The 25571-nt window shown below is 68.0% G+C and carries 24 protein-coding genes; 9 read left to right on the top strand and 15 right to left on the bottom strand.

Going from position 1 to position 25571, the window contains the following annotated elements; all coding sequences use genetic code 11:
- Positions 1-64 precede the first annotated feature (64 nt).
- The 3 genes from EV691_RS09605 to EV691_RS09595 all read right to left on the bottom strand — a co-directional run bounded on the left by EV691_RS09605 (position 65) and on the right by EV691_RS09595 (position 3619).
- The gene (locus tag EV691_RS09605) at positions 65-1063 is read right to left on the bottom strand and encodes a FecR family protein (RefSeq protein ID WP_131302761.1); all 999 of its coding nucleotides are present in this window, start codon (positions 1061-1063) and stop codon (positions 65-67) included.
- The gene (locus tag EV691_RS09600) at positions 1060-1650 is read right to left on the bottom strand and encodes an RNA polymerase sigma factor (protein WP_131302759.1); all 591 of its coding nucleotides are present in this window, start codon (positions 1648-1650) and stop codon (positions 1060-1062) included. The genes EV691_RS09605 and EV691_RS09600 overlap by 4 nt, the downstream gene beginning before the upstream one ends.
- Before the next feature lie 274 nt (positions 1651-1924).
- Positions 1925-3619: a cation:proton antiporter domain-containing protein gene (locus EV691_RS09595; protein WP_131302757.1), complete on the bottom strand. Its 1695-nt coding sequence runs from the start codon at positions 3617-3619 to the stop codon at positions 1925-1927.
- 359 nt (positions 3620-3978) lie between these two features.
- Between EV691_RS09595 and EV691_RS09590 the strand changes: the two genes are divergently transcribed.
- Genes EV691_RS09590 through EV691_RS09565 form a run of 6 tightly spaced genes read left to right on the top strand, consistent with a single transcriptional unit; the run spans position 3979 to position 8237 of the window.
- The gene (locus EV691_RS09590; protein ID WP_039805787.1) at positions 3979-4197 is read left to right on the top strand and encodes a 4Fe-4S binding protein; all 219 of its coding nucleotides are present in this window, start codon (positions 3979-3981) and stop codon (positions 4195-4197) included.
- 27 nt (positions 4198-4224) lie between these two features.
- Positions 4225-5070, top strand: coding sequence for an electron transfer flavoprotein subunit beta/FixA family protein (locus EV691_RS09585; protein ID WP_131302756.1), 846 nt, complete (start codon positions 4225-4227; stop codon positions 5068-5070).
- 10 nt (positions 5071-5080) lie between these two features.
- Entirely contained in the window at positions 5081-6163 is a 1083-nt protein-coding gene (locus EV691_RS09580) for an electron transfer flavoprotein subunit alpha/FixB family protein (RefSeq protein ID WP_131302754.1), read from the top strand.
- 12 nt (positions 6164-6175) lie between these two features.
- Positions 6176-7474, top strand: a complete 1299-nt coding sequence (locus EV691_RS09575) for an FAD-dependent oxidoreductase (protein ID WP_131302752.1) — start codon at positions 6176-6178, stop codon at positions 7472-7474.
- 10 nt (positions 7475-7484) lie between these two features.
- Positions 7485-7769 carry a ferredoxin family protein gene (locus EV691_RS09570; protein ID WP_131302750.1) on the top strand — a complete coding sequence of 95 codons (285 nt, stop codon included), beginning with the start codon at positions 7485-7487 and terminating at the stop codon, positions 7767-7769.
- 9 nt (positions 7770-7778) lie between these two features.
- Complete coding sequence (locus tag EV691_RS09565; RefSeq protein WP_131302748.1) at positions 7779-8237, top strand: ferritin-like domain-containing protein; 459 nt, start codon at positions 7779-7781, stop codon at positions 8235-8237.
- 60 nt (positions 8238-8297) lie between these two features.
- Here EV691_RS09565 and EV691_RS09560 read toward each other — a convergent pair whose 3' ends face one another.
- The 3 genes from EV691_RS09560 to EV691_RS09550 all read right to left on the bottom strand — a co-directional run bounded on the left by EV691_RS09560 (position 8298) and on the right by EV691_RS09550 (position 11645).
- Entirely contained in the window at positions 8298-9302 is a 1005-nt protein-coding gene (locus tag EV691_RS09560) for a TerC family protein (protein WP_131302746.1), read from the bottom strand.
- Positions 9303-9489: 187 nt separating this feature from the next.
- A complete protein-coding gene (locus EV691_RS09555; RefSeq protein WP_131302744.1) occupies positions 9490-10182 on the bottom strand; it encodes a response regulator in 693 nt (230 codons plus the stop codon).
- Positions 10179-11645 carry a DUF4118 domain-containing protein gene (locus EV691_RS09550; protein ID WP_131302742.1) on the bottom strand — a complete coding sequence of 489 codons (1467 nt, stop codon included), beginning with the start codon at positions 11643-11645 and terminating at the stop codon, positions 10179-10181. Before EV691_RS09550 ends, EV691_RS09555 begins: the two co-directional genes overlap by 4 nt.
- Positions 11646-11889: 244 nt before the next feature.
- On the opposite strand from EV691_RS09550, the gene EV691_RS09545 reads away from it, so the two are divergent.
- The gene (locus EV691_RS09545) at positions 11890-13368 is read left to right on the top strand and encodes an inorganic phosphate transporter (protein ID WP_131302740.1); all 1479 of its coding nucleotides are present in this window, start codon (positions 11890-11892) and stop codon (positions 13366-13368) included.
- Positions 13369-13435: 67 nt separating this feature from the next.
- Positions 13436-13651 carry a twin-arginine translocase TatA/TatE family subunit gene (gene tatA / locus EV691_RS09540; protein WP_131302738.1) on the top strand — a complete coding sequence of 72 codons (216 nt, stop codon included), beginning with the start codon at positions 13436-13438 and terminating at the stop codon, positions 13649-13651.
- A 340-nt stretch (positions 13652-13991) separates the two neighbouring features.
- Here the strand turns inward: tatA and EV691_RS09535 are convergent, their stop codons facing one another.
- The 4 genes from EV691_RS09535 to EV691_RS09520 form a co-directional block, all read right to left on the bottom strand.
- On the bottom strand, positions 13992-14774 hold the full coding sequence (locus EV691_RS09535; protein WP_131302736.1) for an energy transducer TonB: 783 nt from the start codon (positions 14772-14774) through the stop codon (positions 13992-13994).
- Positions 14771-15196 carry a TonB system transport protein ExbD gene (gene exbD / locus EV691_RS09530; RefSeq protein ID WP_039805777.1) on the bottom strand — a complete coding sequence of 142 codons (426 nt, stop codon included), beginning with the start codon at positions 15194-15196 and terminating at the stop codon, positions 14771-14773. The genes EV691_RS09535 and exbD overlap by 4 nt, the downstream gene beginning before the upstream one ends.
- A 3-nt stretch (positions 15197-15199) precedes the next feature.
- Positions 15200-16225: a tonB-system energizer ExbB gene (gene exbB, locus EV691_RS09525; protein WP_131302735.1), complete on the bottom strand. Its 1026-nt coding sequence runs from the start codon at positions 16223-16225 to the stop codon at positions 15200-15202.
- Positions 16226-16611: 386 nt separating this feature from the next.
- Complete coding sequence (locus EV691_RS09520; RefSeq protein WP_131302733.1) at positions 16612-18501, bottom strand: propionyl-CoA synthetase; 1890 nt, start codon at positions 18499-18501, stop codon at positions 16612-16614.
- Positions 18502-18746: 245 nt separating this feature from the next.
- Here EV691_RS09520 and EV691_RS09515 point away from each other — a divergent pair, with 245 nt between their 5' ends.
- Positions 18747-19637: a LysR family transcriptional regulator gene (locus EV691_RS09515; protein ID WP_131302731.1), complete on the top strand. Its 891-nt coding sequence runs from the start codon at positions 18747-18749 to the stop codon at positions 19635-19637.
- A 135-nt stretch (positions 19638-19772) separates the two neighbouring features.
- Here EV691_RS09515 and EV691_RS09510 read toward each other — a convergent pair whose 3' ends face one another.
- The 5 genes from EV691_RS09510 to EV691_RS09490 form a co-directional block, all read right to left on the bottom strand.
- On the bottom strand, positions 19773-20927 hold the full coding sequence (locus tag EV691_RS09510; protein WP_131302729.1) for an acyl-CoA dehydrogenase family protein: 1155 nt from the start codon (positions 20925-20927) through the stop codon (positions 19773-19775).
- A gap of 20 nt (positions 20928-20947) precedes the next feature.
- Positions 20948-22030 carry an enoyl-CoA hydratase/isomerase family protein gene (locus EV691_RS09505; protein WP_131302727.1) on the bottom strand — a complete coding sequence of 361 codons (1083 nt, stop codon included), beginning with the start codon at positions 22028-22030 and terminating at the stop codon, positions 20948-20950.
- Positions 22027-22923, bottom strand: a complete 897-nt coding sequence (gene mmsB / locus EV691_RS09500; RefSeq protein WP_131302725.1) for a 3-hydroxyisobutyrate dehydrogenase — start codon at positions 22921-22923, stop codon at positions 22027-22029. The genes EV691_RS09505 and mmsB overlap by 4 nt, the downstream gene beginning before the upstream one ends.
- A 145-nt stretch (positions 22924-23068) precedes the next feature.
- Positions 23069-23845: an enoyl-CoA hydratase gene (locus EV691_RS09495; RefSeq protein WP_131302723.1), complete on the bottom strand. Its 777-nt coding sequence runs from the start codon at positions 23843-23845 to the stop codon at positions 23069-23071.
- Positions 23846-23901: 56 nt separating this feature from the next.
- Positions 23902-25407 carry a CoA-acylating methylmalonate-semialdehyde dehydrogenase gene (locus EV691_RS09490; protein ID WP_131302721.1) on the bottom strand — a complete coding sequence of 502 codons (1506 nt, stop codon included), beginning with the start codon at positions 25405-25407 and terminating at the stop codon, positions 23902-23904.
- Positions 25408-25571 lie beyond the last annotated feature (164 nt).

Below are 25571 nucleotides of genomic sequence, written 5' to 3'. Positions count from 1 at the left end.
ATCGCAGTTCGACTACTACACGGAGCCCGCGCCGGATTACCTCATCAAAAAAATGAAAAAAACTTCAGTGGATGACGATCACCCGCCCGAGCAGCTCGCGCTGCCGGAAACCGAGCAGCGCCTGCAGCGCGTTCAGCGCCGCGCGCGGATCGGCGCTGGGGAAGGAGACGGTCACCCGGCGCGCCGCCAGATCGGCGTCGAGCAGCAGGATGCGCCCCGGGTAGTAGTCGCCGAGACGCTCCAGCACCTCGCCCAGCGGGGCCTGGTAGAAGGCCAGCCAGCCCTGGCGCCAGGCCAGGGCGGCGCTGCTGTCGACCGCTTCGGGCGCTGCCAGGCGGCCATCGGCGAAGGCCACCCGCTGCCCGGCGTGCAGCACCGCCTGCGGCAGGTCGGCCGCTTCGCCGGCGCGTACCGCCACCTGTCCGGAGGCGACGGTGACGCGGGTTTCCCGGGGCAGGCGGCGGACTTCGAACTCGGTGCCCAGCACCCGCGCCTCGCCGCCTTCGGCGCGGACCACGAAGGGCAGGCCGTTGCGCAGCACCTTGAACGAGGCGGCGCCGCGCAGCAGTTCGATCCGTCGCTGCCACCCGTCGAAATGCACCGCCAGGGCGCTGTCGCCGTCCAGTACCAGTCGCGAGCCGTCGGCCAGGGTCAGTTCGCGGATCTGGCCGGGCGCCGAGACATGGTCGGCGCGCAGGTCGCCGAGCCAGCGCGCCGGCTGCCACCAGCCGCCGGTCCACAGCGCCAGCAGCAGGCAGGCGGCCAGGGCCAGCGACCAGGCCGGGCCGCGGCGCCGCTGCGTGCGCCGGGGGGCGTCCAGGCGCGCCAGATACTCGGTCAGGGCGGCCGACTCCTCCTCGGCCAGCCGGGCCGCGGGCTCGGCGCTGAGCATCCACACCGCCTCGGCCTTGGCATAGAGCTGCGGATGCCGGGGGTCGGCGGCCAGCCAGCGCTGGAAGGCCGGCTCGTCGAGCGTCTGATCCGGGGCGTGCCGTTGCAGCAGCCAGCGCCAGGCCTCCTGCTCCTGGGCGGTGGACACGGCGGAGGTGGGCGGCGGGGTCATCGGCGGTCGTTCCCTGGCGTGGCATGGCGGCTTCCGGGCGCTTGTTCGAGGGCCGCCTTGCAGGTGTCGAGGGCGCGCATCATATGTTTTTCCACGGCGCTTTGGGATAGCGCCATGGCCTGGGCGATCTCGCCGTAGGTGCGTCCGTGGATGCGGTTGAGCAGGAAGATGTGGCGGGTGCGCTCCGGCAGGCCGCGCAGCGCGGCCTCGACCAGGCGCAACTCGTCGCCGGCCTGCAGTGCCGCCTCGAGCGGGGCGGTTTCGCCGTCGTGCTCCGGCGCCAGGCTGTCCAGCGAGCGGTTGCGCCGGCCTTCGCCGCGCAGGTGGTCGATGGCCAGGTTGTGCGCGCTGCGCAGCAGGTAGGTGCCGGGCTCGTCGAGTTGCTGGAGCGGGCGTTTCCAGAAGCGCAGAAACAGGTCCTGGATGAGATCCGCCGCCGTGGCGCGGCAGCCGACCCGCCGGCTGACCAGGGCCTCCATCCGCTCGCGCTGGGCCAGGAAGACCCGCAGGAAGTCCTGCTCCGGCGCTTCGCCCGGTGCCGGCGCGGCCGGCGGATCGAGGTCGGCAGGGGAATCGTGATCGGACATCGGCGGGGAACGACGCGGGTCGGCAAGGGCGGGGATGGATGATAATCCTTATCATCTATCCCGGGTAGCCACGCTCCGTCGGATGGCGGGCTGCCAGGGCAATCGCATGAACGTGTAGGAGCGAATTCATTCGCGACCCGCGCCATAGGTGCGGCAAATCGTTGAACATCTACGCCCCGCATGCGGGGCGGTCGCGGATGAATCCGCTCCTACAGGGGCGTATGCATGCCGACATTTCGCTTCATGCGATTGCCCTGGGCGGGCTGCCGGCCGCTCAGCGGGCTTTCCCGTAGCGCTCCAGCACGTGTCGGGTCATGCCGTTGGCCAGTTCGTTCTCGCCGAGGAAGACTTTCCCGGCGGCCTCGCGCTCCAGCAGTTCCGCCTCCTCCTCGTTGTGGGTGCGCAGCACCGTCTCGATCGTCGGGTTGAGGGTGCGGGCAGTGGCGATCATCTGCCGCGCGTCGAGGGTGTCGGGGATGGCTACCACCAGCATGCTGGCGCGGGCGATGTGCGCCTGGATCAGCACCGCCGGGTCCGCGGCGTCGCCCGAGACGGCCGCGCCGCCGTCGGCGCGCAGGCGCTCGACCAGCTCGCGGTTCCGCTCGGCCACCACGTAGGGGATGTCGCGCTCGGCCAGGGCCTGGGCGATGCGCCGGCCGACGCGGCCGTAGCCGACCAGCACGACTTGCCCAGATAGATAGCGTTCGTGGGTGCTCATCGGCAGTTCGGCCAGCGGATCGGCGGGCCGCTCCAGCTGCCGGGCGAGCTTCGAGCGTGACCGCAGCCAGGCCTGCAGCGGCTCGGAAGCCTTGAACACCACCGGATTGAGGGCGATCGAGATCAGCGCGCCGGCGAGGATCAGGCTCTGGCCTTCCACCGGCAGCAGGCCCAGGCTCACCCCGAGCCCGGCCAGGATGAAGGAGAATTCGCCGATCTGCGCCAGGCTCGCCGAGACGATCAGCGCGGTGTTCAGCGGATAGCGCAGGAGCAGGACCAGGGCGGCGGCGGCGATCGACTTGCCGACCACGATGATGCCGACCACGGCGAGCACCTGCAGCGGCTGCTCGACCAGCACCCGCGGGTCGAAGAGCATGCCCACCGAGACGAAGAACAGCACGGCGAAGGCCTCGCGCAGCGGCAGCGATTCCTCGGCGGCGCGGTGGCTGAACTCGGATTCGCGCAGCACCATGCCGGCGAAGAAGGCCCCCAGGGCGAAGGACACGCCGAACAGTTCGGCCGCCCCGTAGGCGATGCTCACCGCAGCGGCCACCACGCAGAGGGTGAAGAGTTCCCGCGAGCCGGTACCGGCGACCAGCCAGAGCAGCTTGGGGAACACCCGGCGGCCGCCCACCAGCATCAGGGCGATGAAGGCCGACACCTTGAGCAGGGTGAGGGCGAGGGTGCCCCACAGGCTTCCCGCCGCGGCGTCCGGCGCATCGCCGCCCAGCGCGCCGGCCAGGGGCGGCAGCAGCACCAGCACCAGCACCATGGCGAGGTCCTCGACCACCAGCCAGCCGACCGCGATGCGCCCGTTCATGGAGTCCAGGATGCCGTGCGCTTCCAGGGTCCTGAGCAGCACGACGGTGCTCGCCACCGACAGGGCCAGGCCGAACACCAGCGCGCCGCCGAGGCTCCAGCCCCAGGCGGCGGCGATGCCGGCGCCGAGGGCGGTGGCCACGGCGATCTGCAGTACGGCCCCCGGCAGGGCGATCTTGCGTACCGCCAGCAGGTCGTCGAGGGAGAAATGCAGGCCGACGCCGAACATAAGCAGCATCACGCCGATCTCCGCGAGTTCCTGGCCGAGCTGGATATCGGCGACGAAACCCGGGGTGAAGGGCCCGATGAGCACGCCGGCCAGCAGGTAGCCGACCAGCGCCGGCAACTTGAGGCGGGCGGCGAGAACGCCCAGCACCAGGGCCAGGCCGAACGCGGTGGCCAGGGTGGTGATCAGGGGAAGGCTATGCGGCATGGAGGCGCCCCTTTCCGGCAGCGACGGGGAAATGGCCGAGCATGCGGACTCCTTGAACAGGCAATAGATAAGTTTGGCGACACCTTAACGGATTGACTGGAAGTTGCGTGTCACTTTCCGTGCTTGTTTATGTATCCCGATTTATCGGCCTGTTTCCGGGGGGCATCTTTATTTGCGTTAAAGGCAACCGAAAAAAACAGGCGACGGGTTCTTCGTGCATAAAGACTACAAATTTCAAATTATTGATTTATAAGAAATTTTATATAGTTTTTATATATAAATCCTGCGAAATCGGCGTGGCATGGCAGTTGCAATTTCACTGTTAGCCCATTAGCCGATACTCGTCAGGAGAGTTTCCCATGCCTTACAAGATCAACGGTTCCGAATGCACCGCCTGCGCGGCCTGCGAATCCGAGTGCCCGAACGACGCCATCCATGAAAAGAACGGCGTCTACGCCATCAAGACCGAACTGTGCACCGAGTGCGTGGGCGATCACGACGAAGCCCAGTGCGTGTCGAACTGCCCGGTCGACTGCATCCGCATCGACAAGAGCGTTCCGCGCTATCAGGCCGTCTGATTCGTCTCACTCTTCGGAGCGCCACGCATGCATAGCGTCGTCTGTATCAAGCAGGTGCCGGACTCGGCCCAGATCCGGGTGCACCCGGTCACCAACACCATCATGCGCCAGGGTGTCCCGGCGATCATCAACCCCTACGACCTGTTCGCCCTGGAAGAGGCGCTGCGCCTCAAGGACCAGTTCGGCGGTACGGTCACCGTGATCACCATGGGCCCGCCCATGGCCGAGGCCGCCTTGCGCAAATGCCTCTCGTTCGGTGCCGACGACGCCATCCTGGTCTCGGACCGGGCCTTCGCCGGCTCCGACACCCTCGCCACGTCCTACGCGCTGACCGCCACCCTCCGCAAGATCATGGAAACGCGGCCGGTCGACCTGATCTTCACCGGCAAGCAGACCATCGACGGCGACACCGCTCAGGTCGGGCCGGGCATCGCCAAGCGCCTGGACTGCCAGCTGCTCACCTACGTGTCGCGGATCGTCGACCTGGACGTGGAAAAGCGCGAGATCCAGGTGGAGCGCCGCGCCGAGGGCGGCGTGCAGCTGCTCAGGACCGCCACGCCCTGCCTGATCACCATGCTCGAGGGTACCAACGAGATGCGCTTCGGCGATCTCGAGGATCTGTTCCGCGCCGCCCGCCACGACCTCAAGGTCTGGGACCGTGCGGCTGCCGGCATCGACGCCGTGGAAATGGTCGGCCTCAAGGGCAGCCCGACGGTGGTCAGCAAGGTCTTCGCGCCCAAGCCGCGCAGCAAGCGGGCCGAAATCATCGAGGGCAGCGACGGCGACCCGCAAGGGCTGGCCGTGGCCCTGCTGAGCAGGCTGTTCACCCAGCATCCCAAGCTGGAGCAGGAAATCGCCAAGCGGGCGGTATGAGGACAACGAAATGAGCGAACAACCGAAAAAGCCGGCGAAAAAGAAGGTCGAGCTGGACCCCCGCTTCGTCGATTACCGTCACGTCTGGGTCTGCATCGAGAGCGAGCGCGGCGAGGTGCATCCGGTGTCCTGGGAACTCCTGGGCGAAGGCCGCAAGCTGGCCAACGCGCTGGGCGTGGAGCTCTGCGGGGTGGTCATCTGCGGCCCCGGCGAGCGCGGCAAGAGCATTTGCGCCGAGGCCTTCCACTTCGGCGCCGACAAGTGCTACCTGCTCCAGGACGAGGTGCTCCAGGATTATCGCAACGAGCCCTACACCAAGGCGCTCACCGACCTGGTGAACGGCTACCAGCCGGAAATCCTCATGCTCGGCGCCACCACCCTGGGCCGCGATCTGGCCGGCTCGGTGGCCACCACCCTGGGTACCGGCCTGGTGGCCGACTGCACCGAGCTGCTCATCGACACCGAGACGCGCAACCTGGCGTCCACCCGTCCGACCTTCGGCGGCTCGCTGCTCTGCACCATCATGACCCAGCGCCACCGGCCGCAGATGGCCACCGTGCGCCCGCGGGTGATGGCCATGCCGGAGCCCGACGCCAGCCGCCGCGGCGAGATCGTCGAGGTGCCGTTCTCGATGATCGAAACCTCGATCATCACCAAGGTGCTGGAGTTCATCCCCGACGATACCCGCGACAAGCCCAACCTGCCGTTCGCCGACATCATTGTCGCCGGCGGCCGCGGCCTGAAGAACCAGGAGAACTTCCGCCATGTCTGGGACCTGGCCAGGGTGCTCGGCGCCGAAGTGGGCGCCTCGCGTCCGGTGGTCCAGGCCGGCTGGGCCGAGCTGGACCGCCAGGTCGGACAATCCGGCAAGACCGTGCGGCCCAAGCTGTACATCGCCGCCGGCATCTCCGGCGCCATCCAGCACCGGGTGGGCATGGACGGCGCGGACCTGATCATCGCCATCAACAGCGATCCGAACGCACCCATCTTCGACTTCGCCCACTACGGCCTGGTCGGCAACGCCACGACCATCCTCCCGGCGCTGACCGAAGCCTTCAAGACTCATCTGGCCCAGGCGAAAAAGACCGGCTGACAGGAGAACACCATGGCTGAAAAATTCGACGTGATCGTGGTCGGCGCCGGCATGGCCGGCAACGCGGCCGCCTACACCCTGGCCAAGGGCGGGCTCAAGGTGCTGCAGATCGAGCGGGGCGAAACGCCTGGCTCGAAGAACGTGCAGGGCGCCATCCTCTATGCCGACGCCATCGAGAAGATCATCCCCGACTTCCGCGACGATGCGCCCCTGGAGCGCCACCTGATCGAGCAGCGCGTCTGGGTGATGGACGACGCCTCCTACATGGGTACGCACTACCGTTCGGAGGACTTCAACAAGCCGCCGTACAACCGCTACACCATCATCCGCGTGCATTTCGACCAGTGGTTCAACAAGAAGGCCCGCGAGGCCGGGGTGCTGACCATCTGCGAAACCACGGTGACCGACCTGCTGATCGAGGGCGGCAAGGTGGTGGGTGTGCGCACCGACCGCAAGGGCGGCGAGATCCGTGCCGATGCGGTGATCCTCGCCGACGGGGCGAACTCGCGCCTGGCGGTGAAGGCCGGCTTCCAGCCGGAGATCAAGCCCGAGAACGTGGCCCTGGCGGTGAAGGAGATCCACTTCCTGCCCCAGGAAACCATCGAGGCGCGCTTCAACATCGGCGAAGAGGAAGGCGTGGTCATCGAGATGGCCGGCAAGATCAGCGCCGGCATGATGGGCACGGGTTTTCTCTACACCAACAAGGAGTCGATCACCCTGGGCGTCGGTTGCATGCTCTCCGACTTCAAGGAGCAGAAGGTCACCCCCTACGAGCTGCTCGACCGGATGAAGGCCCATCCCTCCATCGCGCCGCTGATTGCCGGCAGCGAAATGAAGGAATACGCCGCGCACCTGATTCCCGAGGGCGGCTACCACGCCATCCCCCAGGTCTACGGCGAGGGCTGGATGATCGCCGGCGACGCCGGGCAGTTCGTCAACGGCCTCCACCGCGAAGGCTCCAACCTGGCGATGACCACCGGCATGCTGGCGGCGCAGACCCTGATCGAGCTGAAGGTCGCGGGCAAGCCGTTCAGCGCCGCCAACCTGGCCGGCTACAAGCAGAAGCTGGACGACAGCTTCGTCATGAAGGACCTGAAGAAGTACCGGCGCATGCCGGAGATCTTCCACAAGAACAAGCAGTTCTTCACCACCTATCCGGACCTGCTCTCCAAGGCTGCGCAGACCCTGATCCGCGTGGACGGGGTGGACAAGAAGAGCAAGGAGAAGGAAATCAGGAAGAGCTTCGTCGAGTCCCGCTCGCTGTTCGGGCTGATCGGTGACGCCTTCAAGTTCTGGCGCGCCGTCGAGTAAGGAGAAGAGCATGTCGAAGATCGAAGAGAAACTGTTCCAGGACCGCTACCGGGTCGACGCCGACCGTCCGCACATCCAGATCAAGGATGCCGCGGTCTGCGCCAAGTGCCGCAACCAGCAATGCACCGTCTGCTGCCCCGCCGGCTGCTACAGCCGCGAGGCCGACGGCACGGTGGCGCTGGCCACCGACGGCTGCCTGGAGTGCGGCACCTGCCGGATCATCTGCGACGAACACCGCAACGTGGCCTGGGAATGGCCGCGGGGCGGGTTCGGCATCCTGTTCAAGTTCGGTTGAGGGATGGGCATGGACGATATCCAGCGTTTCCTGGCCCATGCCATCCAGTTGGAGAAGGAGTCGGCGCGCCGCTACGAGGAGCTGGCCGAGGCGATGCAGAGCCTCGGCAGCATGGAGGTGGCCGAGTTCTTCCGGCAGATGGCGCACTACTCCCGTCTGCACCTGAAGGAGGCCATGCAGCGCGGCGGTTTCCACGACCTGCCGAAGCTGGCTCCCGAAGCCTATGACTGGCCCGAAGGCACCAGCCCGGAAGCCGCGACCTGGGCCGGTGTGGACGGCTTCATGGACGTGCCCGGCGCCCTGGCCCTGGCCCTGGACGGCGAGCGGCGCAGCTATGACTACTACCGGAGTATCGCCGAGACCGCCCAGGACCCGGAGGTGAAGCGCATGGCCGAGGCCTTCGCCGAGGAGGAGGGCGAGCACGTGGCGCAGCTGGAAGCCTGGCGGGAGCGCCCGGCCAGACGGTGATAAGGCCTTGGAGGCGGCCGGCAGGGGCGCCCGGTTCGAGCGCCCCTGCCGGCCGAGTCCTCAGTGGAGCGGCTTGCCGGATTCCTCGAGCGCCGGCTGGTTGCGGGTCTTCCACAGGGAGAACAGGACACCGCCGAGCAGCAGGCCGAAGGTCACGCCGAGCGAGATGCCGGAGGGGATCTTGCCGATAAGGTTGACCAGGAAGATCTTGCCGCCGATGAACACCAGCACCAAGGCCAGGGCGTACTTCAGGTAGGCGAAGCGGTGGATCAGCGCCGCCAGGGCGAAGTACAGCGCGCGCAGACCGAGCACGGCGAAGATGTTCGAGGTGTAGACGATGAAGGGGTCGAGGGTGATGGCGAAGATCGCCGGTACGCTGTCCACCGCGAAGACCACGTCGGCGCATTCGATCAGGATCAGTGCCAGCAGCAGCGGGGTGGCCCAGAGCACGTTGTGGCCGTGGGCGTTGGGCTGGCGGACGATGAAGCGCCCCTCGTGCAGCCGGTCGGTTACCCGCAGGTGGCGGCGCAGGAACTGGGCGAACTTGTTGTTTTCCATGTTCTGCTCGTCGTCGACCCGGGCGAACAGCATCCGCAGGCCGGTCAGCAGCAGGAACAGGCCGAACACGTAGAGGATCCAGTGGAACTCGGCGATCAGCGCGGCGCCCAGGCCGATCATCAGCGCGCGCAGCACGATCACCCCGAGGATGCCCCAGAACAGCACCTCGTGCTGGTATTTGCGGGGAATCGCCAGGTAGCCGAAGATCATCGCCATGACGAACACGTTGTCCATCGACAGCGACTTCTCGATCAGGAAGCCGGTGTAGTAGTCGAGGCCCGCATCCGCTCCCTTCCAGAGCCAGACCAGCAGGCCGAACAGCAGGCCGGCGCTAATGTAGCCGGCGGACAGCAGCAGGCTTTCCTTGACGCCGATTTCGTGATGGTCGCGGTGCAGCACGCCGAGGTCGAAGACCAGCAGCGCGATGACGATGCCGATGAACAGCAGCCAAAACCAGGTGGATGTGCCGAGAAAGGTGGTCGAGGCAAACGCCATGAAAGCGTCCATGAGCCCCTCCTTGCAGTCGAAGTTGAATGAACTGTGACTCCGACATGGCGGCAATGACCGTCAGAGGGGCCCGGCGTCACATCTTCAGCCTAGTGATCCTGCACGGGGGTCTCAAGCACGAAGCCGTTGCAAGCCTTTTCAAGGAAGCCTTTTCAAGGTCTCGAACGGGGGCGTCCACCGGTCGGCCTCAGGGCTGGAAGCGGTAGCCGACGCCGATCTCGGTGATGATGTGCTGCGGCTGGGCGGGGATGCGCTCGATCTTCTGCCGCAGGTGGCCCACGTAGATCCGCAGGTACTGGTTGTTCTCCACCGCATGGCTGCCCCAGATCTGCAGCAGCAACTGGCGGTGGGTGAGCACCCGACCGGGGTTGGAGGCCAGCAGGATCAGCAGGCGGTACTGGATGTCGGTCAGGTGCAGGGGCTCGCCGGCGCGGGTGACGGCGCGGTGCACGCAGTCGATCCGGCAGTCGCCGAATTCGATGATTGGCTCCAGCTGCTCCCGCTCCTCCGAAGGGCTGCGCCGCAGCAGGGCACGCACCCGCGCCAGCAGCTCGGAAACCCCGAAGGGCTTGGTCAGGTAGTCGTCGGCGCCGGCATCCAGGGCGGTGACCTTGCTGATTTCCTGAGAGCGGGCGGAGAGGACCAGAATAGGGACCGCGGACCAGATCCGGTAATCGCGGATGAAGTTGATGCCGTTGCGGTCCGGCAGGCCCAGGTCGAGGATGAGCAGGTCCGGCTTGCAGGCGCCGGCCTCCACCGCACCCTGGGCGGCGGTGCCCGCCTCGATGATGGAGTAGCCTTCGCCTTCCAGGGTGGCGGCTACCAGTTCGCGGATCTGCGGGTCGTCCTCCACCAAGAGGATGGTCTGGGTTTCGCTCATGGTTCGTCCTTCAAATCGCTCAGGGTGGGCGCGCTGCCCAGCGGCAGACGCAGGCGGAAGCAGGCGCCGCCGCCCATGCGGTTTTCCGCCAGCACCTGGCCGCCGTGGGCCTCGGCGATGCTGCGGGCGATGGCCAGGCCGAGGCCGACGCCGGGGATGCTCGATTCGCTCTGGCCGCGGCGGAACAGGCCGAACAGTTCCTCGGCGCCCTCGGCCGGCAGGCCCGGCCCCCAGTCGCAGACCATCACGTCCAGCCAGTCGCCGAAGCGGCGCACCACCAGTTCCACCGGGGTATCGGCCGGCGAGTACTTGATGGCGTTTTCCAGCAGGTTCCACAGCACCCGTTCCACCAGCACCGCATCGAAGCGCAGCGGCGGCAGGCCGGCGGGGATGTCCAGGGTGACCTCGCGGTCCTTCCAGTGGGTACGGACCTGTTGCAGGGTGGCGCCGATGACCTCGTCGATCGGCTGCCAGGCCTCGTTCAGCTCAATGGTGCCGGAGCGCAGGCGGGCCATGTCGAGCAGGTTGGTGACCAGCTGGTTGATCGACAGGGCCTGGTTGCGCAGGGCATTGAGCATGCTTTTCTGCCGCTCCGGCGAGGCCTTGCCTAGGGCCAGGGCATCGGCCAGCCCGACCATCACCGTCAGCGGGGTGCGCAGGTCGTGGGACAGCGCGGAGAGGATGGAGCTGCGCAGGGACTCGGCGGCGCGGCGCAGCTCGGTTTCCCGGGCGACCTCGGCAAAATGGGTGCGCTCCAGGGCGACCGTCAGCACCGATGAGGCGGTTTCCAGCAGCTCGCGGGTCGCATCGCTGCCCGCCTGGGCGGCCGGCAGTTCGCAGGCCAGCACATGCGGCGGGCCGCTGGCGATCAGCGGGATCAGGGCCAGCGTATGGCGCGGATCGCCGCCGGCGCTGAGCAGGGGGTGGCGGCCGGCGAGGGCCGACTGCAGCAGGGGCGTGGTGAGCGGCGCCGGCGGCGCGGCCAGGGCGCTTTCCGGCAGGATGCGGGTATGGGTGGCCTGCAGCGCGGTGCCGAGAAAGCGGCTGGCGATCTCCTCCACCTCGGTCGGCGTCTGGGCGGCGCTCAGGTGGCGGGCCAGGTCGTAGAGGGCGCGGGCCTGGGTCTCCCGGGCCTGCACCTGCTCGGCCTGGCTCTTCAGGGAGGCGGTGAGGTGCCCGACCAGCAGGGCCACCACCAGCATGACCACCGCGGCCAGCAGATACTGGACCTCGGTGATCGCCAGGGAGAACAGCGGCGGAACGAAGACATGGGCGTAGAGCAGGGAACTCAGCAGGGCCGCGGCGATCGCCGGGCCGCGACCGTAGTGGCTGCCGATGACGACGACGACCAGCACATAGAGCAGCGCCGTGTTGGAAAGGTCAATGGCCTCCTGCAGCGGCAGCATGAGCAGGGTGAGGCCGGCGCTGACCAGCAGGGCGGGTAGAAATTTATGCAGTGTCACGGTGGCGTGGCCTTGACCCGGAGCCTCTAAAACGAGGCATCGTATCGGGAGTGGCATAAAAACGGTATAAAAAATAACCAGCTCATGTCCCTCCATCGGAGCGGGACAACGCTGAGCGGGTTCGAACCCCAGAGGCATCGCGAAAGGCATGCGAAAACGTGACTCGGCGAACGGATATCGGGAGGCATTGGGTTCTACTTGAAAGTTTTGTGACAATGCCGCCCCCTTTTCCGAGCCCTTTCACATGTTTGACCTTTTGCTTGACCTGGACGGCTGGCTGCTCGTCAGCCTGACTGTAGCGCTGGCTTTCGTTCTGGCTTTCGAATTCATCAACGGTTTCCATGACACCGCGAACGCGGTGGCGACGGTGATCTACACCAAGGCGATGCCGCCTTATCTGGCGGTCTTTGCGTCCGGGGTGTTCAACTTCCTCGGCGTCCTGTTGGGCGGTGTCGGCGTGGCCTACGCCATCGTGCACCTGCTGCCCGTCGAGCTGCTCATCGACGTGAACACCGGCCGCGGGCTGGCCATGGTCTTCTCGCTGCTGGCCGCCGCCATCGTCTGGAACCTGGGCACCTGGTATTTCGGCATTCCGGCCTCGAGCTCGCACACCCTGATCGGCTCGATCCTCGGCGTGGGGCTGGCCAATACGCTGTTGACCGATGTGACCGTGTCCGAAGGCGTGAACTGGCAGAAGGCTATGGATATCGGCATCTCGCTGCTGCTCTCCCCGCTGGCCGGCTTTCTGGTCGCTGGCGCCATCCTCCTCGGGCTGAAGCTGTGGAAGCCGCGCTCCTCCATGCATAGCTCCCCGCCGCAGCGCAAGGAGCAGATCGGCAAGAAGCATCCGCCGTTCTGGAACCGCCTGATCCTGGTCCTGTCCGCCATGGGCGTGAGCTTCGTGCACGGCTCGAACGACGGCCAGAAGGGCATCGGACTGATCATGCTCGTGCTGATCGGGATAGTGCCCGCGCACTTCGCCCTCAACCTGAACAGCACGGCCTATGAGGTCGAGAGGGCGCGCGACGCGGCGGTGCACCTGCGCGACTTCTACCAGCGCAATTCCGGATCGCTCGCGGACTACCTGGCGCTCGGCAAGAGCAACGGCACCGACCTGCCGGAGAAGTACCGCTGCGATCCCAAGCAGACCGAGATCACCCTGGCGGCCCTGATGGCGGCCCTGGACGGGGCGCGGGTCTATGCGGAGCTGCCGGCGCAGACGCGGGTCGACATCCGCCGCTATCTGCTCTGCCTGGACGACTCGGCGCGCAAGGTCGGCAAGCTCGAGAGCCTGCCGAAGGCGGAGAAGAAGGATCTGGACAAGTTGCGCAAGGACCTCACCGGGACCACCGAATATGCGCCCTTCTGGGTGGTGATGGCGGTGGCCCTGGCCCTGGGCTTGGGAACCATGATCGGTTGGAAGCGCGTCGTCCTGACCGTGGGCGAGAAGATCGGCAAGGAGGGCATGACCTACGCGCAGGGCATGAGCGCCCAGGTCACGGCGGCCATGGCCATCGGCCTGGCCAACCTCTACAGCCTGCCGGTCTCGACGACCCATGTGCTGTCCTCCGGCGTGGCGGGAAGCATGGTCGCCAATCGGAGTGGCCTGCAGGGCGGCACCGTGGGGAGTATTCTGCTGGCCTGGGTGATGACCCTGCCGGCCTCGATGGGCCTGGCCGCGGGCCTGTACCTGGTTGCCAATTATCTGTTCATCAACAACTGACCCGCATCGCGCGGGTCCCGCCGGAAGGGCCCGGCCTTTCCCGGCGGATCATCGAGAGGTCGCTGTAATGGGTGCATTCGACATCAAGCATTGGTTGGTCGTGCTGCTGGTCGTGGTCCTGGTGTTCGGCACAAAACGCCTGAAGACCCTCGGTTCCGATCTCGGCGAGGCGATCAAGTCTTTCCGCAAGACCATGGCGACGGAAGAAAGCGAAGCCAGGGAAGACATGCCGAAACCGGTGGAGGCGGCTGGCGCGAACGAATCCAGGCCCCAGGTTCGCTGAGCCGCCAAGGCGCTGCGCCTCTGCCCGGCGACTGGCGCGGCTCGTTTCATTGCAAGGCGCGTCCTCGGATGCTCGGGAGCCTGGCCTCTCGCAGCATTGCTGCAAGGGCGAGGCGGGCGGCGGGGATATGCCACCGGAGTCCGGCCTGGACGACGTGTCATCCGGGCCGGGCACCTTGTTCGCTTCCCGTTTTTCTCGCCTGACGGAACCGATCGGCGCCGCTGCGGACGGCCCGGCGGTAAAGGGAAGGGGGTACGGTGGTGGCGGATCGGCCGACGGCCGGAGAAGGGCGGTCCGGGGGAGGGGCCAGCGCGCCGCCCCGGCGGGCGGCGGCTGGTGGTCAGCGGTCCTGCAGCGAGTAGGCGAAGGGCGCCACCACTTCCAGGGTGCCGTTGGTCAGCAGCTCCGCCGGCGGCGGCGGCAGCGGCTCGGCTCGGCGGATCATCTGCAGGGTGGCCTGATCCAGGGCGGTGCGGCCGGAGCGGCGGACCAGCTCGTAGGACAGCAGGCGGCCCTGCCCGTCGATCTTGAAGCGCAGCGTGACGGTGCCTTCGTCGCCACGGCGGCGGGACTCCGGGGGATAGCGCTTGTAGCGGCTCAGGTGGGCACGCAGGATGCCCTGCCAACTGGGCAGCGCATTCGACGACTCCGGGCTGCCGGCCTGACCGGACGGCGCCGCATTGCTGGGCGCGGCGTTCGAGGCCGCCGGTGCGCTGCTTTGCGACTGGCTCTGGGCGACCTGCTGCTGCTCGGACTTCTGCTCCGGCTTGGGCGCGGCCTTCTGCACCGGCTTGGCCTCGGTCTTGGGCTTGGGCGGTTTCGGCTTGGGCTTGGGCGGCGGCAGGGCCAGCTTGGGCTTGGGCGCCTCGATCGGCTTCGGCTGCACCACCGGCTCCGGCTCCGCGGCCGGCTCCGGTGGTGGCGGCGGCGCCGATGGCGCCGCCGCGGCAGCCGCGGCGGCGGGCGCCAGCGCCACCATCATGGCCGGCGGTGGCGGTGCCAGCTCGATCGGCTTGCTCTCCGGCCGCCAGTACAGCGACCAGAGCGCTATGCCGACGTGCACGCCGAGCACCAGCAGCAGGCACAGCCCCCAGCGCGGCAGGGTTCGCAGTTGTTCGCTCATGGCTTGCCCACTGTCTCCAGGCCGACCAGGCCGATCTTCAGGTAGCCGGCGGTGCGCAGCAGATCCATGACTTCCATCAGCTGGCCGTAATCCACCTCTTCGTCGCCGCGGACGAAGATGGTTTCCTCCTTGTCGCCCTTGGTCTGCTGGTCGAGCGTGCTGCCGAGCAGGTCCGGCTCGACCCGGTCGTTGCCCAGGTAGAGGCTGTGGTCCTTCTTGATGCTCAGGTAGATCGGCTGGTCCGGGCGTTTTGTCGGCTGCGCGGTGGAGGCGGGCAGGTCGACCTTGACGTCCACGGTGGCCAGCGGGGCGGCGACCATGAAGATGATCAGCAGCACCAGCATGACGTCGATGAAAGGGGTGACGTTGATGTCGTGGGCTTCCTGGAGGTCGTCACCCCCCTCGTTCATGTGCATTCCCATGGCTTACTCCACTGTCGCCCTGTGCGACGCCTGCGCCGGGCTCTGGCGGATGGCCGATGGCTGGTCGAGGTCGCGGCTGACCAGCAGCAGCACCTGCGACGAGAGGTCGGCGACCTGCGCCTTGTAGGCAGCGATGGAGCGGGCGAAGACGTTGTAGATGACCACCGCCGGAATCGCCGCGACCAGACCGATGGCGGTGGCCAGCAGGGCCTCGGCGATGCCGGGGGCGACCACCGCGAGGTTGGTGGTCTGCGATTTGGCGATGCCGATGAAGCTGTTCATGATGCCCCAGACGGTGCCGAACAGGCCGACGAAGGGCGAGACGGAGCCGATAGTGGCGAGCACCCCGGTGCCCACGCTCATCTTGCGTCCGCTGGCGGCGACCAGGCGCTCGAGGCGGAAGCTGACGCGCTCCTTGATGCCGTCCTTGTCGACGGTGCCGGCGGAAAGCTGCAGCTCTTCGCGGGCGTCCTCGATCAGCTGGGCGCTGAGGCAGTGGCTGGCGCGCGGCAGGGCGGCGGCCTGCTCGAGGGTGCGCAGGCCCTTGAGGTCGGCCAGCGCGCCACGCAGGCGGCGGCGCGCGCCGAGCAGCTCGAGACCCTTGGCCAGCCAGATGGTCCAGGTGGCCACCGAGGCCAGCAGCAGGCCGATCATCACGGCTTTCACCACGATGTCGGCGTTCTGGTACATGCCCCAGGGCGACAGGTCGTGGGCCAGGCCGGCCTCGGCCTCGGCTTCCTCCGCGGGAGCGGCTGCCGGGGCGGCGCTGGCGGGCGCCGCAACGCCGGCCTCGGCGGCGGGCTGGCCCGCGGGCAGTGCGGCCGGGTCGACCGGCGGGGTGGCCGGCGCCGGAGCCGCTGCCGGAGCCGTTGCCGCGGGGGCTGCCGCCGGCGCGGCGGGAGCTGCCCCGGATGCCGGCTCGACGGCCTGGACGGCGGGGGCCAGCAGCAGGCTACAGAGCAGCAGGGCGGCGGGCAGACGGCGTTGGAGTGTTCGGGTTGGCTGGGCGCTGGAGACGATCGGGTGCATGATGGCCGGATATCTGATTGAGGGCAGGACGGGGTGTCGCTGCCGGGACAGTCGGAGCCAGGGAGGCTTCGCCTTGGCCTTGTCGACAAGGGCCGCGGGCTTGGCCGTCACCTTGGTGGTTTGCTAGGCAGCTATCGTAACCCCATAACAAGAAAAACGGTACAAAAGAGAATCACTCCTGTCTTGCGGGGCGGGTCGGCATGGAGTCCGGCGCGGCTTTCCCCAGCGGCCCGGGGACCGACGACAAGCGTAGAAGAAAAGCGGCATGGCGGATAAAACCGGGCCGGCGGCAGGACTGCCGGCCCTTGGCCGCTGGACGGGGGCCGACGTTCTTGCAGGCCCGGTGCCGCCCGAGCCGCTTCGGCAGCGGCGGGCAGCCCCGGGTCCTAACTGGCGCGCGTGTACACCGCCAGGGTGGCGCCGATCTCGCCGAGAATGGCGGGGTCATCGATGGTCGAGGGAATGGCGACCTCCTCGCCGTTGGCGATCTTGCGCAGCACCGCCCTGAGGATCTTGCCCGAGCGGGTCTTCGGCAGGCGCTTGACCAGGGCGATCCGCTGGAAGCAGGCCAGCGCGCCGATCTGCTCGCGGATCATGGCGGTCAGTTCCCGCTGCAACTGCTGCTCGCCGATCCGCGAGCCATCCTTGAGGACGATCAGCCCGAGCGGCACCTGCCCCTTGATCGCGTCGGGCACGCCGATCACCGCGCATTCCGCCACTGCCGGATGCTGGGCTACCAGGTCTTCCATCTCGCCCGTGGAGAGGCGGTGGCCGGCCACGTTGATCACGTCGTCGGTGCGCCCCATGATGTGGACGAACCCATCCTCGTCGAGATAGCCGCCATCGCCGGTGTGGTAGTAGTCGGGGTAGGCGGCGAGGTAGGACTGCAGGTAGCGCGGGTGGTCGTTCCACAGGGTCTGCGCGCAGCCGGGCGGCAGGGGCAGGGCGATGACGATCGCGCCCTGGCGGTTCGGCCCGAGCGGCTGGCCCTGCTCGTCCAGCACCGCGACCCGGTAGCCGGGCACCGCGCGGTTGCTCGAGCCGGGACGCGAGACGCAGCCCTCCAGCCCGGTGCAGGGGGCGGTGACCGGCCAGCCGGTTTCCGTCTGCCACCAGTGGTCGTGCACCGGTTTGCCGGTCAGTTCCTCCAGCCATTGATGCGTGCTCGAATCGAGCTTCTCGCCGGCCAGGAACAGGTGCTTGAGCGAACTCAGGTCGTGGCGCCTGCTCAGCGCGCCAGAAGGATCCTCCTTGCGTATGGCGCGGATCGCCGTCGGCGCGCAGAACAGGCTGTTGACGCCATATTCCTCGATCACCCGCCAGTAGGCGCCGGCATCGGGCGTGCGGATCGGCTTGCCTTCGTAGAGCACGGTGGTGCAGCCGGCCATCAGCGGGCCGTAGACGATCAGCGAATGGCCGACCACCCAGCCGACGTCGGAGATGCCCCACCAGACGTCGCCGGCCTGCATGTTGTAGATGTGGCGCATGGCGAATTTGAGGGCGACCGCATTGCCGCCGTTGTCGCGGACGATGCCCTTGGGTTTTCCGGTAGTGCCGGAGGTGTACATGATGTACAGCGGATCGCCGCTGCCGACCGGCACGGGCTCCACCGGATCGGCCAGCGGGACGATGGCGTGCCAGTCCAGGTCGCGTCCGGGGACCAGCGTGACCGGCGCCTGTGGCCGCTTCAGTATCAGTACGTGTTCGGGACGATGGCTGGCCAGTTCCAGGGCCTTGTCGACCAGCGGCTTGTATTCGATGACCCGCTCGAACTCCAGGCCGCAGGAGGCGGTGAGCAGCAGCCTGGGCTTGGCGTCGTCGATGCGCAGCGCCAGCTCGTGGGGAGCGAAGCCGCCGAACACCACCGAATGCACCGCGCCGATCCGCGCGCAGGCGAGCATGGCCATGGCCGCCTGCGGCACCATCGGCATGTAGATGATCACCCGGTCGCCCTTTTCCACGCCCAGCTCGCGCAGCGCGCCGGCCAGGCGGGCCACTTCGTCGCGCAGTTCGCGGTAGCTGTAGCGGACCTTGGTCTGCGTCACCGGCGAGTCGTAGAGCAGCGCCGTCTGCTCGCCGCGGCTCTGCTCGATCTGCTGGTCCAGGGCCAGGTAGCAACTGTTCAGCTGGCCGTCGGCGAACCACTGGTGGGTGCCGTCCGCCAGGGCGCGGAGCGTTTCCGTCGGGTGGTGGAACCAGCTCACGGCCTGTGCCTGCTCGGCCCAGAAACCGGCGGGATCGGCGATGGAACGGTCATGGGAGTGCTGATAGTTCATCTTTTCGGCTCTCTATTGTTGTTATTGACGAGAACGGCGAATGCGCGGGAACGGCGGCTACGGCGGAAGGCGGCGCGTTCGGCGGATCACCTCTGAGCCTAACAGTGCGCCCCCCCTTGGCAAGGCGGCCATGCGCAGAGCCGCTCTGCATTTATGCACAGAAGCCGAAGGCAAAGAGCCGGACTGTGCAAAACTGCCTCGGCGCTGCATGATCGAAATTTGCGATCTTCCCCAAGGCAAGGGACATGGACTGGGACAATCTGCGCTTCTTTCTCGAACTGTCGCGGGCGAAAAAGCTGACCGTGGCGGCGCGGCGCCTCGGCGTCGATCACACCACGGTGGCGCGGCGGGTGCAGGCGCTGGAGAAGAGCCTCGGGCAGCCGCTGTTCATCCGCAGCGGCTCGGGCTACGCCCCGACGGAGGCGGGGCGCCGCCTGCTGGTCCAGGTGGAGGCGATGGAAAGCGCCTTTCGCGCCATCGAGCAGGAGGACTCGGGCACGGCCGACCAGCTGTCGGGGCTGGTGCGCATCGGTGCGACCGAGGGCTATGGCGTCGAGCTGCTGGCCGGCCAGCTGGCGGCCCTGACCCGGCGCCATCCCCACCTCTGCGTCGACCTTCTGGCCGTGCCGCGCATGGTGCGTCTGTCGCGCCACGAGGCGGACATTGTCATCACCCTGGAGCGCCCCGAGCGCGGCCCCTACATCATCACCAAGCTGACCGACTACGTGCTGCGCCTCTACGCCTCGGCGGACTATCTCGCCGCGCATCCGCCGATCGGCGGGCGCGACGATCTGAGGCAGCACCGCTTCGTCAGCTACATCGAGGACCTGCTCTACAGCAAGGAGCTGCACTATCTGGACGATATCGGCCGACCGCGGCAGATCGCCCTGCGCAGCACCAGCATCCTCGCCCAGCAGAGGGCCGCCGCCGCCGGCGCCGGCATCGCCATCCTGCCCAGCTTCGCGGCGCGCAGGGACCCTGCGCTGGTGGAGCTGCTCGCCGACCAGGTGGAGTTCACCCGCACCTTCTGGATGCTGATGCCGGTGGAGAGCAAGGACCTGGCGCGGATGCGCGTGACCTGGGATTTCCTGCGCGACATGGCCCGCCAGCATCAGGACCTGATGATGGGGCGCTGAGCCCCTTGGCTTCGCGATGTTTCCGTCGCTTCCCTGTCGCGGATGAATCCGCTCCTACAGGGGGTGCCCTTGTAGGAGCGAACTTGTTCGCAAGGTCTTGGCTGCAAGCGCCGCCTGCCGCGGTTCAATCCGCTCCTACATCAGCGGGTAGTTGGCCAGCTCGCGGGCGATCAGGAGGCGCTGGATTTCGCTGGTGCCTTCGTAGATCTGGGTGATCCGCGCGTCGCGGTAGTAGCGCTCCACCGGATAGTCCTCCAGGTAGCCGTAGCCGCCGTGGATCTGGATGGCCTTGGAGCAGACCCGCTCGGCCATTTCCGAGGCGTACAGCTTGGCCTGTGAGGCTTCCGACAGGCAGGGCAGCCCGGCGCTCTTCAGGCGCGCGGCGTGCAGGGTCAAGAGGCGCGCAGCGTTGAGCTGGGTGTGCATGTCGGCCAGCAGGTTGGCGATGCTCTGGTGCTCGACGATCGGCTTGCCGAACTGCACGCGCTCGCGGGCATAGGCCAGCGCCGCCTCGAACGCCGCGCGGGCGATGCCGAGCGCCTGGGCGGCGATGCCGATGCGCCCGCCCTCCAGATTCGAGAGGGCGATGGCCAGCCCCTTGCCGCGCTCGCCGAGCAGGTTCTGTGCGGGGATGCTGCACGCGCTCAGGCTCACCGCGCAGGTGTCGGCGGCGCGGATGCCCATCTTGTGCTCGCGGCGCTCGACGACGAAGCCTGGGGTGTCGGTGGGCACCAGGAAGGCCGACAGGCCCTTCTTGCCGAGTTCCGGGTCGGTCACCGCGAAGACGATGGCCAGCCGGGCGCGGCTGGCGTTGCTGACGAACTGCTTGGCGCCGTCGAGCACCCAGCGGCCGTCTTTGAGTTCGGCGCGGCTGCGCAGGTTGTGCGCCTCCGAGCCGGCCTGCGGCTCGGTCAGGCAGAAGCAGCCGATGGCGCGGCCGGCGGCCAGTTCGGTCAGCCAGGCGTCCTTCTGCGCCTGGCTGCCGTATTGCAGGAGGGGGCCGCAGCCGACCGAGTTGTGGACGCTCATCAACGTGCCGAGGGCGCCGTCGCCGGCGGAGATTTCCTCCACCGCCAGGGCGTAGGCGACGTAGTCGACGTAGCTGCCGCCCCATTCTTCCGGCACCACCATGCCGAGCAGGCCCAGTTCGCCCATCTGCGCCACCAGGGCATCGTCGATCCAGCCGGCCTTTTCCCAGGCCTGCGCCCGCGGGGCGACCTCGCGGCGGGCGAAGTCGCGGGCCAGGTCGCGGATCATGCGTTGCTCTTCGCTCAGTTCGATATCGTGCATCGCGCTCACCTCTCGTTCGCTCAGGCCTGGCGGCGGGTCTTGCCGGCGCTCGGCCGGAAGCCGGCAAAGAAAGTCTGGACCCGTTCCGGCGTGACGTCCGCCAGGCGGGGCGGGTTCCAGCGCGGCGCCTTGTCCTTGTCGATCAGCAGGGCGCGCACGCCCTCCAGGATGTCGCCGCTGGCGAACCACTGGCGGTCCAGGTGCAGCTCCAGGGCGAAGCAGTCGGCGAGGGACAACTCGCGGCCGCGGCGCAGCAGCTCCAGGGTCAGGCAGACGGCCAGCGGCGAGCGGCCTTCCAGCAGTCCGAGGGTTTGTTCCGCCCAGTCGCGGTACTCGGGGCGCCGCTCCGCCTGCAGCGAGGCGCGGATGGTAGCGATGTCCGGCAGGGCGAAGTGCCTGTCGATGGCCGGGCGGAGGGCGGCGAGCTCCGAGGCCGGCAGCCGGTTTGCGGCCAGGGTGGCGAGCAGGGTGCGCAGGGCCTCGGCGGGATGCACGTTCCAGCCCATCTGGTCCAGGCAGCGGTCCAGCTCGGCGAACTGCTCGACGGGCAGATGGCAGTCGGCCAAGCCGCCGTAGAGGGCGTCGGCGCTGCGCACATGCACGCCGGTGACGCCCAGGTAGGTGCCCAGCTCGCCCGGCATGCGCGACAGGAAGTAGCTGCCGCCGACGTCCGGGAAGTAGCCGATGCCGACCTCGGGCATGCCCATCCTCACCCGCTCGCTGACCACCCGCAGCGCGGCGCCCTGGGCCAGGCCCATGCCGCCGCCGAGGACGAAGCCGTCGAGCAGCGCCAGCACCGGCTTGGGGTAGGCGTGGATGTACTGGTCGAGGGCGTATTCCTCGACGAAGAAGGTGTCGTGCTGGCCGTCGGCCTGTTTGTAGCTCTCGTACAGCCAGCGGATGTCGCCGCCGGCGCAGAAGGCCTTCTCGCCGGCGCCGCGCAGGACCACGGCGAGGATCTGCGGGTCGTCGGCCCAGGCCTGCAACTGCCGGTGCAGGAGGCGGACCATCGGCAGGCTGAGGGCGTTCAGGCCGCTCGGGCGGTTGAGGGTGAGATGGCCGATGCGGTTGCGCACCGCCGCCAGTACCGGGGCTTCGCTCATGCCTGGGCATCCTTGCGGTAGAGGTTGATGATCGCCGAGAAGTCCAGGGCGCCGTGGCCCTGGGCGCTGAATGCCTGGTAGAGCTGCTGGGCGAGGGCGCCGAGGAATACCGGCTGGCGCGCCTGGCGGGCCGCCTCGCTGGCCAGGCCGAGGTCCTTGAGCATCAGGTCGGTGCCGAAGCCGCCCGTGTAGCCGCGGGCGGCGGGGACGTTGTCCATCACGCCGGGGAAGGGGTTGTAGGTGTCCGAGCTCCAGCAGCGGCCGGTGGAGGTGTTGAGGATGCCGGCCAGTACCTGCGGGTCCATGCCCAGGGCCACGCCCAGGCTCATGGCCTCGGCGACGCCGATCATCGAGATGCCGAGCAGCAGGTTGTTGGCCACCTTGGCGACCTGGCCGTTGCCGGCGGGGCCGCAGTGGACGATGTTTTTGCCCATGGCGGCGAGGACCGGCCGGGCGCGCTCGAAATCCGCCGCCGCGCCGCCGACCATGAAGGTCAGGGTGCCGGCAGCGGCGCCGCCGGTGCCGCCGGACACCGGCGCATCGAGCATCGGGTTGTCGTGTTGGCGCGCCGCGGCGGCGACTTCCCGGGCGCTCAGCGGGTCGATGGTCGAGCTGTCGATCAGCAGGACGCCGGGGCGGACCTGGGCCAGCAGGCCGTCCGCGCCGAGGTAGACGCTCTTCACCTGGGCGGCGGCGGGCAGCATGCTGACGATCAGCTCGACGTCCGTTCGCGCCAGCGCGGCGGGGGAGGCGGCGGCCGTGGCGCCGGCCTCGACCAGGCCGGCCACGGCCGCCTCCGACAGGTCGAAGACGCTCAGTCGATGGCCGGCCTTGAGCAGGTTGCGCGCCATGGGCGCGCCCATGTTGCCGAGGCCGAGAAAGCCGATATGCATGGTGGTGTCCTCTTGTTCTTGTTATGGGATGGACCGGCTGGCGCTTTTGCCTGTAGGAGCGGATTCATCCGCGATGACGGAAGCAGAAGCATCGCGAATGAATTCGCTCCTACGGCTCTCCGGCAAGGGAGAGCGCAAGACCTCGTCAGCGGTTCTTGAAGCTGGGCTTGCGCTTCTCGACGAAGGCGGCCATGCCTTCTTGGCGGTCCTCGGTGGCGAAGGTGGAGTGGAACAGCCGGCGCTCGAAGCGGATGCCTTCGGCGAGGCCGGTCTCGAAGGCGCGGTTGACCGACTCCTTGGCCATCATGGCGATGGGCGCGGACATCTGGGCGATCTTCGCCGCGGCGGCGAGGGCTTCCTCGATCAGCTTGTCGGCCGGCACCAGGCGGCTGACCAGGCCGCAGCGCTCGGCCTCCTGGGCGTCCATCAGGCGCCCGGTGAGGACCATGTCCATGGCCTTGGCCTTGCCGATGAAGCGGGTCAGGCGCTGGGTGCCGCCGGCGCCGGGAATGGTGCCGATGGTGATTTCCGGCTGGCCGAATTTGGCGCTGTCGGCGGCGATGATGAAGTCGCACATCATCGCCAGCTCGCAGCCGCCGCCCAGGGCGTAGCCGGCCACCGCGGCGATGCTCGGCTTGCGGAAGCTGGCCAGGCGCTCCCAACTGGCGGTGATGAAGTCGGACTTGTAGACGTCCATGTAGCTCCAGTCCTTCATCGCCTTGATGTCGGCGCCGGCGGCGAAGGCCTTGTCGCTGCCGGTGAGGACCAGCGCGGCGACGCCGTCGTCGGCTTCCAGCACATCGAGCAGGGCGCTCAGTTCGGCGGTCAGCGCTGGCGACAGGGCGTTCAGGGCCTGCGGGCGGTTGAGGGTGATCAGCGCGACCTTGCCGTGCATGTCCAGCAGCAGGTTTTCGTAACTCATGGCATCGCTTCCTTTCCCGGCGCGCGGCAGGGCCGAACGGCCCCACCGCGCACGCCTTACTTGAGGGTGATGGTGGTGTTGACCGGGCCGCCGACCTCGCTCTCGTCGAACCAGCGCGCCGTGACGGTCTTGGTCTGGGTGTAGAACTGCACGATCTGCTTGCCGTAGGGGCCCAGGTCGCCGAGCTTGGAGGCCCGCGAGCCGCTGAAGGAGAAGATCGGCACCGGCACCGGGATCGGCACGTTGATGCCCACCTGGCCGACGTCGATCTCCTCCTGGAAGTGCCGGGCCGCGGCGCCGGAGCGGGTGAACAGGGCGGTGCCGTTGCCGTGGGGGTTGGCGTTGACGATGGCGATGGCCTCGTCGAGGGTCTCGGCCTGCATCACGCAGAGCACCGGGCCGAAGATCTCCTCGCGGTAGATGGCCATATCCGCGGTGACGCCGGAGAAGAGGGTCGGGCCGACGAAGTTGCCCTGCGCGTAGCCGGTCACGGCGGGATTGCGGCCGTCCAGCTCCAGGCGGGCGCCTTCCTGCACGCCGCGCTCGATCAGGCCTCCGACCCGGTCCAGCGCCGTGCAGGAGATCAGCGGGCCGACATCGGTGCCGGGCTCGCTGCCGGCGCCGACCTTGAGCGTTTTGGCCTTCTCCACCAGCTCCGGCAGCCAGGCCCGCGCCTCGCCGACCAGGATCGCCACCGAGATCGCCATGCAGCGCTGGCCGGCCGCGCCGAAGGCGGCGCCGGCCAGGTTGGCGAGGGTCTGCTCCTTGTGCGCGTCGGGCAGGACGACGGCGTGGTTCTTCGCCCCCATCATGCACTGCACGCGCTTGCCGGCCTGGCTGGCGCGCTGGTAGACGTGGCTGCCGACGCGGCTCGAGCCGACGAAGGAGATCGCCTTGATGTCCGGGTGCTCGCAAAGCAGGTCGACCGCCTCGGCGCCGCCGTGGATCACGTTGAGCACCCCCGGCGGGACGCCGGCCTCCAGGGCCAGTTCGACCAGGCGCATGGTGACCATCGGGTCCTGCTCGGAGGGCTTGAGGACGAAGGTGTTGCCGGTGGCGAGGGCCATCGGGAACATCCACAGCGGGATCATCGCCGGGAAGTTGAAGGGGGTGATGCCGGCGCACACGCCCAGAGGCTGCAGCAGGGTGTAGGTGTCGACGCCGGCGGCGACGTTGTTGGCCAGCTCGCCGAGCTGCAGGTTGCCGATGCCGGCGGCGTGCTCGACCACCTCCAGGCCGCGCAGCACATCGCCCTCGGCGTCGGCCAGGGTCTTGCCCTGCTCGGCGGTGAGGATCGCCGCCAGCTCCTTGAGGTGCTCGCGGATCAGTTGCTGGTATTTCAGAAAGATCCGCGCCCGGGCGCCGATCGGCGTCTTGCGCCAGCTCTTGAAGGCCTGGTGGGCGCTGGCCACCGCGGCGTGCATTTCCTCGGCGGTGGCGAAGGGGACGCGGGCCAGGACCTGCTGGGTCGCCGGGTTGACCACGTCGCGCCAGTGGGGGGTGGTGGATTCGACGAACCGGCCGTCGATCAGCAGCTTGAGGGTGGGGATGGAATGGGTCATCGCATGTCTCCGCCTGCCGGGCATTGTTGTTGTCATGGCGCTCGTCGAGCGCTGCGGGGATACCTGGAGCCTAGCAGTGCGAATTTGCCCGATACAATGGCGATAACTGCAGAGCGGCTCTGCAGAAATGCACGGTCTCGACGGGGAGGCGGTTGCGTCCCGCC

Source organism: Azotobacter chroococcum, from assembly GCF_004339665.1.
In the GTDB taxonomy this organism is placed as follows: domain Bacteria; phylum Pseudomonadota; class Gammaproteobacteria; order Pseudomonadales; family Pseudomonadaceae; genus Azotobacter; species Azotobacter chroococcum.
This window is presented reverse-complemented; position numbering and strand designations above follow the sequence as displayed.